The 12,130-nt window shown below is 66.4% G+C and carries 12 protein-coding genes; 7 read left to right on the top strand and 5 right to left on the bottom strand.

The window, feature by feature from the left end; translation table 11 throughout:
• Nucleotides 1-84: 84 nt before the first annotated feature.
• Nucleotides 85-1,512 carry a lytic transglycosylase domain-containing protein gene (locus LU671_RS17205; RefSeq protein ID WP_203651896.1) on the bottom strand — a complete coding sequence of 476 codons (1,428 nt, stop codon included), beginning with the start codon at nt 1,510-1,512 and terminating at the stop codon, nt 85-87.
• 100 nt (nt 1,513-1,612) lie between these two features.
• Complete coding sequence (gene gloB / locus LU671_RS17200; RefSeq protein WP_232856340.1) at nt 1,613-2,392, bottom strand: hydroxyacylglutathione hydrolase; 780 nt, start codon at nt 2,390-2,392, stop codon at nt 1,613-1,615.
• 84 nt (nt 2,393-2,476) lie between these two features.
• Here gloB and LU671_RS17195 point away from each other — a divergent pair, with 84 nt between their 5' ends.
• The 4 genes from LU671_RS17195 (at nt 2,477) to LU671_RS17180 (ending at nt 7,026) form a co-directional block, all read left to right on the top strand.
• Entirely contained in the window at nt 2,477-3,250 is a 774-nt protein-coding gene (locus tag LU671_RS17195; protein WP_232856339.1) for a class I SAM-dependent methyltransferase, read from the top strand.
• 13 nt (nt 3,251-3,263) lie between these two features.
• Nucleotides 3,264-3,710 carry a ribonuclease HI gene (gene rnhA / locus LU671_RS17190; protein ID WP_028690529.1) on the top strand — a complete coding sequence of 149 codons (447 nt, stop codon included), beginning with the start codon at nt 3,264-3,266 and terminating at the stop codon, nt 3,708-3,710.
• A gap of 162 nt (nt 3,711-3,872) precedes the next feature.
• Nucleotides 3,873-4,628 (top strand): DNA polymerase III subunit epsilon, encoded by a 756-nt coding sequence (dnaQ, locus tag LU671_RS17185; RefSeq protein WP_203651902.1) that lies wholly within the window; start codon nt 3,873-3,875, stop codon nt 4,626-4,628.
• A 154-nt stretch (nt 4,629-4,782) separates the two neighbouring features.
• The gene (locus tag LU671_RS17180) at nt 4,783-7,026 is read left to right on the top strand and encodes an Orn/Lys/Arg decarboxylase N-terminal domain-containing protein (protein ID WP_232856338.1); all 2,244 of its coding nucleotides are present in this window, start codon (nt 4,783-4,785) and stop codon (nt 7,024-7,026) included.
• On the opposite strand, the gene LU671_RS17175 is transcribed toward LU671_RS17180, so the two are convergent.
• Entirely contained in the window at nt 7,010-7,228 is a 219-nt protein-coding gene (locus tag LU671_RS17175; protein ID WP_028690532.1) for a hypothetical protein, read from the bottom strand. The two genes, LU671_RS17180 and LU671_RS17175, sit on opposite strands and share 17 nt — an antisense overlap.
• 158 nt (nt 7,229-7,386) lie before the next feature.
• On the opposite strand from LU671_RS17175, the gene LU671_RS17170 reads away from it, so the two are divergent.
• On the top strand, nt 7,387-7,947 hold the full coding sequence (locus tag LU671_RS17170; RefSeq protein ID WP_232856337.1) for an NADPH-dependent FMN reductase: 561 nt from the start codon (nt 7,387-7,389) through the stop codon (nt 7,945-7,947).
• Nucleotides 7,948-8,043: 96 nt separating this feature from the next.
• Here the strand turns inward: LU671_RS17170 and phnX are convergent, their stop codons facing one another.
• Both phnX and LU671_RS17160 read right to left on the bottom strand, forming a co-directional pair.
• Nucleotides 8,044-8,871, bottom strand: coding sequence for a phosphonoacetaldehyde hydrolase (phnX, locus tag LU671_RS17165; protein WP_232856336.1), 828 nt, complete (start codon nt 8,869-8,871; stop codon nt 8,044-8,046).
• Between the two features lie 34 nt (nt 8,872-8,905).
• The gene (locus LU671_RS17160; protein WP_203651911.1) at nt 8,906-10,012 is read right to left on the bottom strand and encodes a 2-aminoethylphosphonate--pyruvate transaminase; all 1,107 of its coding nucleotides are present in this window, start codon (nt 10,010-10,012) and stop codon (nt 8,906-8,908) included.
• A 114-nt stretch (nt 10,013-10,126) separates the two neighbouring features.
• Here LU671_RS17160 and LU671_RS17155 point away from each other — a divergent pair, with 114 nt between their 5' ends.
• Nucleotides 10,127-10,990, top strand: coding sequence for a LysR substrate-binding domain-containing protein (locus tag LU671_RS17155; protein WP_203651913.1), 864 nt, complete (start codon nt 10,127-10,129; stop codon nt 10,988-10,990).
• 64 nt (nt 10,991-11,054) lie between these two features.
• Nucleotides 11,055-12,083, top strand: coding sequence for an AraC family transcriptional regulator (locus LU671_RS17150; RefSeq protein WP_232856335.1), 1,029 nt, complete (start codon nt 11,055-11,057; stop codon nt 12,081-12,083).
• The last annotated feature ends 47 nt before the right edge of the window (nt 12,084-12,130 follow it).

Below are 12,130 nucleotides of genomic sequence, written 5' to 3'. Positions count from 1 at the left end.
AGGCCGCTCCTACAGAGTCCGCGTAATCCCTGTAGGAGCGGCCTTGTGCCGCGAAAGGGGCGCGAAGCGCCCCCGGGATTCACATCAACGCGACAGGTAAACGGTCAGCGTCTGCCCCGGCTTGAGCGCATGCCCGCTGCGCGGGTTCCAGCGCTTGAGGTGTTTCATCTCGACGTTGAAACGCTTGGCCACCAGGTAGTACGAGTCGCCCTTGCGCACCTTGTACTGGGTGGAACGCTGCTTGGCATCGGCCACGCGGTTGGCCGCCGCGCTCGGCGCGTTGCCGCCACGCAGGGCCAGCACCTGGCCGACCTTGAGGCTGTTGCCGCGCAGGCTGTTCCAGCGCTGGATGTCCTTGACCGCGACGCGGTTGGCCTTGGCGATGCTGCCCAGGTTGTCGCCGCGCTTGACCCGGTAGCTGCGCGCCGCCGGCGCCTTGGCATCGGCCAGGGCGGCCTGGAACACGGCCTTGTTCGGCTGCAGGGCGACCAGTTCCTCGGGCTTGAGGTTGGACATGCGGTCGCTCAGCAACTGTGCCTTGGCGGTAGGCACCAGCAACTGCTGCGGGCCGTCCACGGTCATGCGCTTCTTGAAGGCGGGGTTGAGCTGGATCAGCTCGTCTTCGTCGATGTCGGCGAAGGCCGCGACGCGCGACAGGTCGAGGCGGTCGTTGATGGCGACGGCTTCGAAATAGGGTTCGTTGGCGATCGGGTTCAGGTTGATCCCGTAGGCGGCCGGGGTGTTGACCACCTGCGACAGGGCCAGCAGCTTGGGCACGTAGTCGCGGGTTTCCTGCGGCAGCGGCAGGTTCCAGTAGTCGGTCGGCAGGCCCAGGCGCTCGTTGCGCTCGATGGCGCGGCTGACGGTGCCTTCGCCGGCATTGTAGGCCGCCAGGGCCAGCAGCCAGTCGCCGTTGAACATGTCGTGCAGGCGGTTCAGGTAGTCCAGCGCCGCATTGGTCGAGGCGGTGACGTCGCGACGGCCATCGTAGAAGTTGGTCTGGCGCAGCTTGAAGTGGCGCCCGGTGGACGGGATGAACTGCCACATGCCGGCGGCGTGCGCGCGGGAGTAGGCCATCGGGTTGTAGGCGCTCTCGATGGCCGGCAGCAGGGCCAGCTCCAGCGGCATGTCGCGTTCTTCGAGGCGCTCGACGATGTAGTGCAGGTAGAGGCTGCCGCGCTCGCCGGCGTTCTCGAGGAACGACGGGTTGCTGGCGAACCATAGGCGCTGCTGTTCGATGCGCGGGTTGACGTCCATGCCATCCTGCAGGGCGAAGCCCTGGCGCATGCGCTCCCAGACGTCCTGGGGCGGCGCTTCCTTGGGCTTGACCACCAGTGGCGCGGGCTTGTGCTTGATCCGCGCCTGGTAGTTGTGCGCGCGAACGCTGTCGGATTCGTCGAGCTGACGGGTGCTCTGGCAACCGACCAGGGTGGCGGCCAGCGCCAGTGCACTGATCTGTGCCAGTCGCGTCAGGGCGACCGAATGAGCGGTTCTGCGGCTAGGGGAAGACATCGGCTGGAACGGTTATCCGGGCAAAAAAGTTGGGCGATTCTAGAAACCGGCCCCGGCCGGGTCAACCTTTGGGCTTATGTCACGATATATCTTGAGGTTATCAGAACACGTCCTTCCAAGACCTCAAGGCAGCAAAAACAGTGGCTTGGGTGGGGTTGGAATGTCCCTTCCATTCGTCTGCTTTTTGTTTAACGAATGTTTCAGCGGTGCGCAAAAACGGGTTGGTCAGGCGCTCCAGACCTATGGTGGAGGGCAGGCTGATGCGATTGTCGGCGCGCAGGCGGGTAACGTCTTCGAACCGTTGCAGAACGTGCGGGTTTTCCGGTTCCACGGCACGGGCGAAGCGCAGGTTGCTCAGGGTGTATTCGTGGGCGCAGTACACTTCGGTCTCGGCCGGCAGGGCGGCCAGGCGCTGCAGCGAATGGTGCATCTGCTCGGGCGTGCCTTCGAACAGGCGCCCGCATCCGGCGGCGAACAGGGTGTCGCCACTGAACAGTAGCGGCGTGGGCGATTGCGCAGTGTAATAGGCGATGTGCCCCAAGGTGTGGCCGGGCATGGCCATGACCTCGAACCTCAGGCCCAGTGCCTTGACCTGCGCGCCGTCCTCCAGGGCAACGTCGCGGGCCGGGATGCGTTCGCTGGCCGGGCCGTAGACAGTGGCGCTGGTGGCCTGCTTCAGGACTTCGACGCCGCCGACATGGTCATGGTGGTGGTGGGTGACCAGGATCGCCTCCAGCGCCCAGTCTGGATGTTGGCCGAGCCAGGCGAGCACCGGCCCGGCATCGCCGGGATCGACCACTGCGCAGCGGCGATTGGCAGTATCCTGTAACAACCAGATGTAGTTGTCGTTGAAAGCGGGTAGGGCATCGATCTGTATCATCTGCGGATCCGTATCGCCAAGCCTGGACATTGAGGGCATCTTAGCCGCGATGGCGCGGCCGGAGAACCTTCGAGGGAGAATGCAATGACCGACCAAGCCTTCGCCCAGGCCGACCCCGACTGGGTCGAGCTCATCAGCCTGGCCCGCGACTGGTTCAATGGCCCCCTTGGGCAGTTGATGCTCAAGGAAGAGGAAAAGTTGCTCGAAGAAGAGCTGCGGCGCTTCTTCGGTGGCTACCTGGTGCACTACGGCCCCTGCGCCGAACCGCCGCCCAACGCCCCGCAGGTGCAGCGCAACGTGCGCCTGGGCGCGCCGTTGCCGGGGGTGGAGATCGTCTGCGAGGAGCAGGCCTGGCCGCTGTCGGAACATGCCGCCGACGTGGTGGTGCTGCAACACGGCCTGGACTTCAGCCTCTCTCCCCACGGATTGCTCCGGGAGGCGGCCAGCGCGGTGCGCCCGGGCGGTCACCTGCTTATTGTCGGCATCAATCCGTGGAGCAGTTGGGGGCTGCGGCATTTCTTCAGCCAGGGCGCCTTGCGCAAGGCCCGCTGCATCCCGGCGTCGCGGGTCGGCGACTGGCTCAACCTGCTGGGCTTCGCGCTGGAGAAACGCCGCTTCGGGTGCTATCGTCCGCCGCTTGCCTCGCCGGCCTGGCAACAGCGCCTGGCCGGTTGGGAGCGGGTGGCCGGGGGCTGGCAGGGCGCCGGTGGCGGTGTCTACCTGCTGGTGGCGCGCAAGATGGTGGTCGGCCTGCGGCCGCTGCGCCTTGAGCGCCGCGAGCCGATGGGCAAGCTGCTGCCGCTGCCGTTGGCCAAGGTCAATCGCAGCGCCACCCACCCCGATTCCGAAAAGCACTGAACACGAGTGGTACATGAGCGATAGCGTCGAGATCTACACCGATGGTGCCTGCAAGGGCAATCCCGGCCCGGGCGGCTGGGGCGTCCTGATGGTTTTCAAGGGCGTCGAGAAGGAACTGTGGGGCGGCGAGCGCGAGACCACCAACAACCGCATGGAGCTGATGGCCGCGATCGAGGGCCTGAAGGCGCTCAAGCGCGAGTGCGAGGTGGTGCTGACCACCGACTCCCAGTACGTGATGAAGGGCATCAACGAGTGGATGACCAACTGGAAGAAGCGCGGCTGGAAGACCGCCGCCAAGGAGCCGGTGAAGAACGCCGACCTGTGGATGGCCCTCGATGAACAGGTCAACCGGCACAAGGTGACCTGGAAGTGGGTGCGCGGGCATATCGGCCACCCGGGCAACGAGCGGGCCGACCAGTTGGCCAATCGTGGGGTCGATGAGGTGCGGGCTCAGCGTTGAGCCAACTGGGGCTGCTGCGCAGCCCTTTCGCGGCACAAGGCCGCTCCTACAGGATTTACACGGTCCCAGTAGGAGCGGTCTTGTGCCGCGATGGGCCGCAAAGCGGCCCCGATTCCGGTATACTCCCGCCCCGAATTCAAGCCCCGCAAGTTGGAGTCACCCGTGGAGCAGCAGCAAGACAAACGGTTCGTCATCCTCGACACCGAGACCACCGGCATGCCGGTGGCCGAAGGCCACCGCATCATCGAGATCGGTTGCGTCGAGGTCGTGGGCCGGCGCCTGACCGGGCGGCACTTCCATGTCTACCTGCAGCCCGACCGCGAGAGTGACGAGGGTGCGATCAACGTCCACGGCATCACCGACGCCTTCCTGGTCGGCAAACCGCGCTTCGGCGATGTGGCCGAGGAGTTCTTCGACTTCATCCAGGGCGCCACCCTGGTCATCCACAACGCGGCGTTCGACGTCGGCTTCATCAACAACGAGTTCGCGCTGATCGGTCAGCAGGACCGCGCCGACATCTCGCAGCACTGCCCGATCCTCGACACCCTGATGATGGCGCGCTCGCGTCATCCGGGGCAGCGCAACAGCCTCGATGCGCTGTGCAAACGCTACGGCATCGACAACTCCGGCCGTGAACTGCACGGCGCACTGCTCGACTCGGAACTGCTGGCCGACGTCTACCTGGCGATGACCGGCGGCCAGACCAGCCTGTCGCTGGCGGGGGATGGCGCGCAGGGCGAGGATGGGCAGGGCAGCACCGGCAGTGAGATCCGTCGGATTACCGGTCGTGCGGCGGGTAAGGTGATCATGGCTAGCGAGGAAGAGCTCGAGGCCCATGTCGAGCGTTTGGCGGCCGTCGCCAAGTCGGCGGGTGGGCCGGCGATGTGGCAGGTGCTGACAGAGGCACCTGCCAGCTGATCTACCAGCAGTACTGGCCCTTTCGCGGGTAAACCCGCTCCCACAGGCAACCCCCCCGAACCTGTGGGAGCGGGTTTACCCGCGAAGAGGCCGGCACTGACGACACCAGCCTCAACTACCCTGAGGGGGAAGCCCCCGCAGAGGTAGCCGCCCGATGTACAAGGACCTCCAGTTCCCCATCCTCATCGTCCACCGGGCGATCAAGGCCGACAGTGTCGCCGGTGAACGGGTGCGTGGCATTGCCGACGAACTGGCCAGGGACGGCTTCGCCATCCTCGCCGCCGCCGACCAGGCCGAGGCGCGCCTGGTGGCCGCTACCCACCACGGCCTGGCCTGCATGCTGATCGCCGCCGAGGGTGTCGGCGACAATAGCCGCCTGCTGCAGAACATGGCCGAGCTGATCCGCCTGGCCCGGCTGCGCGCACCCAACCTGCCGATCTTCGCCTTGGGCGAGCAGGTCACCCTGGAGAACGCCCCGGCCGAGGCCATGGGTGAGCTCAACCAGTTGCGCGGCATTCTCTACCTGTTCGAAGACACCGTGCCCTTTCTCGCCCGCCAGGTGGCGCGGGCCGCGCACACTTACCTCGACGGTTTGCTGCCACCGTTCTTCAAGGCCCTGGTGCAACACACCGCGCAGTCGAACTACTCCTGGCACACCCCAGGCCACGGCGGCGGCGTGGCCTATCACAAGAGCCCGGTGGGGCAGGCCTTTCACCAGTTCTTCGGCGAAAACACCCTGCGCTCGGACCTGTCCGTGTCGGTGCCCGAGCTGGGCTCGCTGCTCGACCATACCGGCCCCCTGGCCGCCGCCGAGGCGCGGGCGGCGCGCAACTTCGGCGCCGACCATACCTTCTTCGTCATCAACGGCACCTCCACCGCCAACAAGATCGTCTGGCACGCCATGGTCGGGCGCGGTGACCTGGTGCTGGTGGACCGCAACTGCCACAAGTCGGTGGTGCATGCGATCATCATGACCGGCGCCATCCCCCTCTACCTGTGCCCGGAGCGCAACGAGCTGGGCATCATCGGGCCGATCCCGCTCAGCGAATTCACCCCGGCGTCCATACAGGCAAAGATCCAGGCCCACCCGCTGGCCCAGGGGCGGCCGGCGAAGATCAAGCTGGCGGTGGTCACCAACTCCACCTACGACGGGCTGTGCTACCACGCCGGGCTCATCAAGCAGACCCTCGGCGCCAGTGCCGAGGTGCTGCACTTCGACGAGGCCTGGTTCGCCTACGCCGCCTTCCACGAGTTCTTCACCGGCCGCTATGCCATGGGCACGCCGCGCGGCTATGAGGGGCCGCTGCTGTTCAGCACCCATTCCACCCACAAGCTGCTGGCCGCCTTCAGCCAGGCGTCGATGATCCATGTGCAGGACGGCGCCGCCCGCCAGCTGGACCGCGACCGCTTCAACGAAGCGTTCATGATGCATATCTCCACCTCGCCGCAGTACAGCATCCTCGCCTCGCTGGATGTGGCCTCGGCGATGATGGAAGGCCCGGCCGGGCGCTCGCTGCTGCAGGAGATGTTCGACGAGGCCCTGAGCTTTCGCCGGGCGCTGGCCAACCTGCGCGAGCACATCGCCGCCGACGACTGGTGGTTCAGCATCTGGCAGCCCCCGCTGGCGCAGGGCGGCGAGCGCCTGGAGGCGGCGGACTGGCTGTTGCAGCCGGGGGCCGAGTGGCATGGCTTTGCCGAGCTGAGCGACGACTATGTGCTGCTCGATCCGCTCAAGGTCACCCTGGTGATGCCGGGAGCCGGTGGTGGGGCGGGCGAGCACGGCATTCCGGCCGCGGTGGTCGGCAAGTTCCTCTGGGAACGGGGGCTGGTGGTGGAGAAGACCGGTCTGTACAGCTTCCTGGTGCTGTTCTCGATGGGCATCACCAAGGGCAAGTGGAGCACGCTGCTGACCGAACTGCTGGAGTTCAAGCGCCACTACGACGCCAATACCGCGCTGGCCGACTGCCTGCCCAGCGCGCTGACGCCGCAGCCGTCACGCTACCTGGGGCTGGGGCTGCGCGACCTGTGCCAGCAACTGCATGCCTTCTACCGCAGCAATGCCACGTCCAGGCAGCTCAAGTTGCTGTTCACCCGTTTGCCCGAAGTGGCGATGACCCCGGCCGAGGCCTATGACCGGATGGTGCGCGGGGAGGTGGAGGCGGTGCCGATCGAGCAGCTGCTGGGCCGGGTCGCGGCGGTGATGCTGGTGCCGTATCCGCCGGGGATCCCCTTGATCATGCCGGGCGAGCGCTTCACCGAGGCGACCCGCTCGATCCTGGTCTACCTGGAGTGCGCCCGGGCCTTCGACCAGGGCTTCCCGGGTTTCGTCGCCGACGTGCATGGCCTGCAACGCGAGGGGACGCTGTACACCGTCGATTGCGTCAAGGAATGCGGATGATCTCGACGCCGGTCTGGGCCAGCTCGAAGCGGTCGTCGCCCAGGTGGTTGACGCGGTCGCCGATGGCCAGCCGATAGCTGGTGACCGGCGCGCCGAGGGTGCTGCCGTCGGCCTGCAGGGTGGATTCCTGGAATTCGTGGACGGGGTAGATACGGCCTTCGGCGTCGCGGGCGTGGAACTGGCCAACCATTACTGCTGCCATTTAGGTGGAAACCTCTGAATCGTGTAGGAAATGTCTGTAGGCATAGACCAGTGAAACGCCCGGGAAGTTTTCAGCCGAATGGAAAAAAACCGGGAAGCCGAGGAACGGTCATCTATAACTAACAGGTCCCATTCCCAGAGCAGAGGTTGCAAAACGCCATGAGCCAGGTCTATTCGGTTGCGGTCGTCGTCGGCAGCTTGCGCAAGGAGTCCTACAACCGCAAGGTGGCCCGCGCGCTGTCTGAGCTGGCGCCGTCCAGCCTTGCCCTGCGGATCGTCGAGATCGGCGACCTGCCGTTGTACAACGAGGATGTCGAGGCCGAGGGCGCACCCGAGGCGTGGAAGCATTTTCGCGACGAAATCCGCCGCAGCGACGCGGTGTTGTTCGTCACCCCGGAGTACAACCGTTCGGTGCCGGGCGGGTTGAAGAACGCCATCGACGTGGGTTCGCGGCCCTATGGGCAGAGCGTATGGAGCGGAAAGCCGGCGGCGGTGGCCAGCGTGTCGCCGGGGGCGATCGGCGGGTTTGGCGCCAATCACGCGGTGCGCCAGTCGCTGGTGTTCCTCGACATGCCGTGCATGCAGATGCCCGAGGCTTATATCGGTGGGGCGGCGACGTTGTTCGATGACAGCGGCAAGCTCAATGACAAGACCCGGCCCTTCCTGCAGGGCTTTATCGACAGGTTCGCGTCGTGGGTGAAGTTGAACCGGGCAGTCTGATCCCCCCAAAAGCATCGCGGGGCAAGCCCGCTCCCACGCCAGGCATGCATGTATGCTGGGCGTGGGAGCGGGCTTGCCCCGCGATGCTTTTCGACATCATGCGCTCTGCGGCATCTCCCCCTTGGCCAACCGCCGGTTGATATCGGCGATCACCTCGGGCAGTTCATTGATGGTGTCGATCAGGTAGTGCGGGCGCGACCCGGCAAACATCGCGTGGATCCGCTTGCGCTCGCTCTCCAGCTTCTCCGCGCTCAACGCCCGGTAGCCTTCCCAGGTCAGCCCCAGGGCATTGCCCGAGCACACCAGCGCCACGGTCCACATCCCGGCGCGGCGGCCTTCGAGGATCCCCGGCACGGTATCGTCGACTTTCACGCAGGCGGCCACATCGTCGATGCCCAGGGCAATCACGTTGGCCAGCGCCTGGGCCGGCCACGGGCGACCGTTCGGCGTCTCGTCGGTGGCCACCACATGGTCGGCCACGTAGCCGTTCTGCGCGGCCAGTTCGACCACCTTGTCCATCACCACCTTCGGGTAGCCGGAGCAGGAGCCGATTTTCAGGCCGTCCTTGCGCAGCCCGGTCAGGGTGTCCAGAGCGCCTGGGATCAGTGCCGAGTGCACGGCGATCTTCTCGATCTGCAGCGGCATGAAGCGCTCGTAGATGGCGGTGACATCGTCGTCGGTGGGCGTGCGGCCGAACACCTTGCGGTAGCGCTCGGCGATTTCCGGCACGTCGCACAGGGTGCGGATATGGTCCCACTTGCCCATGCCCATCGGGCCACGGGCTTCTTCGATGGACACCTGCACGTCGAACTCGGCGAAGGCTTCGACGAAGATCTGGGTCGGGGCGAAGGAGCCGAAGTCGACCACGGTGCCGGCCCAGTCGAGGATGGCGGCTTGCAGCTGGGTGGGGTTGCTGTAGTTCATGTGCGCGTTTTCCTTGAATTGGGTGGGCAGAGGGTCAGATGTCCAGCACTTCCATTTCCCGCAGCACCTCGGCCACGGCGTTCACGGCGGCCTGCATGCCATCGGCGCCAACCACGCCGATGCAGCCGACGCGGAAGGTCTCGACCTGGGTCAGCTTGCCCGGGTAGAGGATGAAGCCCTTGGCCTTGACCCGCTCATAGAAGTCCTTGAACTGGTAGCGCGGATCCTTCGGCGCGTGGAAGGTGACGATGATCGGTGCCTGGATGTCGGCGGGCAGGAAGCTCTTCAGACCGATCTTCGCCATGCCGTCGAGCAAGGTCTTGCAATTGTCGGCGTAGCGTTGGTGGCGAGCGGGCAGTCCACCTTCTTCGTTGTATTGCTGCAGCGCTTCGTGCAGGGCGGCGACCACGTGGGTCGGCGGGGTGAAGCGCCACTGGCCGGTCTTGGCCATGTAGGCGTGCTGGTCGTGCAGGTCCATGGCCAGGGAGTGGGCGTTGCCCTCGGCGGCGGCCAGGGCGGTTTTTTCGGCGAAGACGAAGCCCATGCCCGGCACGCCTTCCAGGCACTTGCCGGAGGCGGCGATCAGCGCTTCGAAGGGAATTTCACGAGCATCGATCGGCAGCGCACCGAACGAGCTCATGGCGTCGATGATCAGGCGCTTGCCGTGGCGCTGGATCACCTGGGCGATCTCGGGCAGCGGGTTGAGGATGCCGGTGCTGGTCTCGCAGTGGATCAGCGCCACATGGGTCACGGCGGGGTCGGCGGCCAGCAGGCGGTCGACGTCGGCGGCGGTGGTCGGCTGGTCCTCGGCGGTCTCGAAGGTGCTGTAGGCGCGGCCCAGCACCTTGCAGATCTTCGCCAGGCGCTGGCCGTAGGCGCCGTTGATCAGCACCAGCACCTTGCCGTCACGGGGTACCAGGGTGCCGATGGCGGCCTCGACGGCGAAGGTGCCGCTGCCTTGCAGGGGCACGCAGTGGTGGCTGGCGCTGCCGTCGATGATGGCCAGCAGTTGTTCGCACACGCTGGCGGTCAGCTGGTTGAAGTCGCGATCCCACGAGCCCCAGTCCACGAGCATGGCCTGGCGGGTGCGGATCGAGGTGGTCAGGGGACCGGGGGTCAGCAGGATCGGGGCGTTGCTCATTCCGGGGTTCCTCACTTGCGGTGGGCTGGAAACTTAGTGGGGCTAGGTTGCAATTCGCCGTGTCATCAATCAAATTGTTTGTAGATATGCCAGCCATAAGTCAGGCCGATAGATATGAACCTGTTCCAGCTCCGCGCCTTCGACGCCGTCGCCCGCGAGGGCAGCTTCACCCGCGCCGCCGAGCGCCTGTTCATCAGCCAGCCGGCGGTGACCGGGCATGTGAAGGCGTTGGAGGAGCACTACCAGATCACCTTGCTGCGCCGTACCGCCCGGCGGGTCGAGCTGACCGAGGAGGGCACGCGCCTGGCGGCCATCACCCGGGCCATGTTCGGCCTGGCCGAGGAAGCCCAGGCCATGCTCGAGGCCAACCGGCAGTTGCTGACCGGGCGCCTGGAGGTGGCGGCGGACGGCCCGCACCGGGTGATGCCGATGCTGGCGCAACTGCGCGAGCGCTACCCCGGCATCACCGTCAACCTGCGCCTGGGCAATGCCCAGGAAACCCTGGCCGCGTTGCTGTCGGAACATGCCGATGTGGCCGTGCTGACCGAGATCGAGCCGCGCAAGGGCCTGCACCTGCAGGCGTTATGCGAATCGCGGTTGTGTGCACTGTTGCCGGTGGGGCATGCCTGGGCGGGTGCCGGGGGTGACTTGCCGCTGGCCGAGCTGGACAGGCAGATCATGGTGCTGCGCGAGCCCAGCTCGACCACCCGGCGCACCTTCGACAAGGCCTGCGCCGACGCTGGCGTGCAACCCCGGGTGCTGCTGGAACTGGACAGCCGCGAAGCGGTCACCGAGGCGGTGGCGGCGGAGCTGGGCATCGGCGTGGTGTCCTCCACCGAAGTGGCCCATGACCCGCGGGTGGTGGCCCGCCCCCTGGGCGGCCAGGGTCTGGTCAACCAGCACATGGTCGGTTGCCTGGAGCGCCGCCGTGAGTTGCGCCTGATCCAGGCGTTCCTGAGCCTGGCCGCCGGTCAGTGATTGGCGGCTGACGTTTTCCCCATGGCGGCCTAAGATGGCGGCCACAGCGCAGACTGGATTGTCGATGAGCGAGAAGGACACCATTTCCATGCAACTGGTGCGCGAAGCCCTGTTGCAGACCTGCCCGGCCGGCGAGCCCGACGCCGGGCTGCTGGCGCGTGCCGGGATCGCGGCCGAGCAGTTGGACCTGCCCGAGGCGCGGGTCACGGCGGAGTCCTACGCCCGGCTCTGGCGCCTGTTGGCGCGGCGCTGCAACGACGAGTTCTTCGCCATGGACCGGCGCGGCCTGCGCAGCGGCAGCCTGGCCTTCATGGCCCGCAGCGCCATGGCCCAGCCGACCCTGGGCGCGGCCCTGGACAACCTGCTGGCGTTCCTGTCGCTGATGCTCGAAGACCTGCAGCCGGGCCTGGTGCGCCAGCAGAGCCTGGCCGAGATCGTCATCAACGAACCCGGCGATACGCCGCGCCGGGCGTTCACCTACTTCACCTTCTGGATGATCGTGCACGGCCTGGCCTGTTGGCTGGCCGGGCGGCGCATCCCGATCCTGGCCATCGACCTGCGCTGCGCCGAGCCGCCGTTTTGCGACGACTACCGGGTGATGTTCTCCGAGAACCTGCAGTTCGAGCGCCCGCGCACGCGGATGATCATCGCCGCCGAATGCCTTGAACTGCCGGTCAGACGCAGTGACGAGGAGTTGCAGCGCTTCCTGGCCGAGGCCCCGGGCAACATCCTGGTCAAGTTCCGCGACCCGGCCAGCCTGGCCCGGCAGATCCGCCACCGCTTGCTGGAGATGCCGCCGGGCACCTGGCCGGACGCCGAGCAGGTGGCCGCCACCCTGCACATGTCGGTGTCGACGTTGCGTCGACGCCTGTCGGAAGAGGGCCAGAGCTACCAGGGCATCAAGGACGGCGTGCGTCGGGAACTGGCCATCGCCTGGCTGGCCGAGGCGCAACTGGGATTGGGTGATATCGCCGAGCGCCTGGGTTTTGCCGACAGCAGCTCGTTCTACAAGGCGTTTCGCAAGTGGTTCGGTTGTAACCCGGGCCATTATCGTTCGCTGGTCATGCATGAAGGTGGCGTAGCGGGTGGGTGAGTCTTCCCGCTGAAGCGGCGCTGGCGGCTTGTGCACTGTGAGGTACC

Origin of the sequence: Pseudomonas sp. NMI760_13, from assembly GCF_021283245.1 — a bacterium.
GTDB lineage: Bacteria > Pseudomonadota > Gammaproteobacteria > Pseudomonadales > Pseudomonadaceae > Aquipseudomonas > Aquipseudomonas peradeniyensis.
The sequence above is the reverse complement of the archived record's forward strand: the minus strand, read 5'-3'. Positions and strand labels throughout refer to the sequence as shown.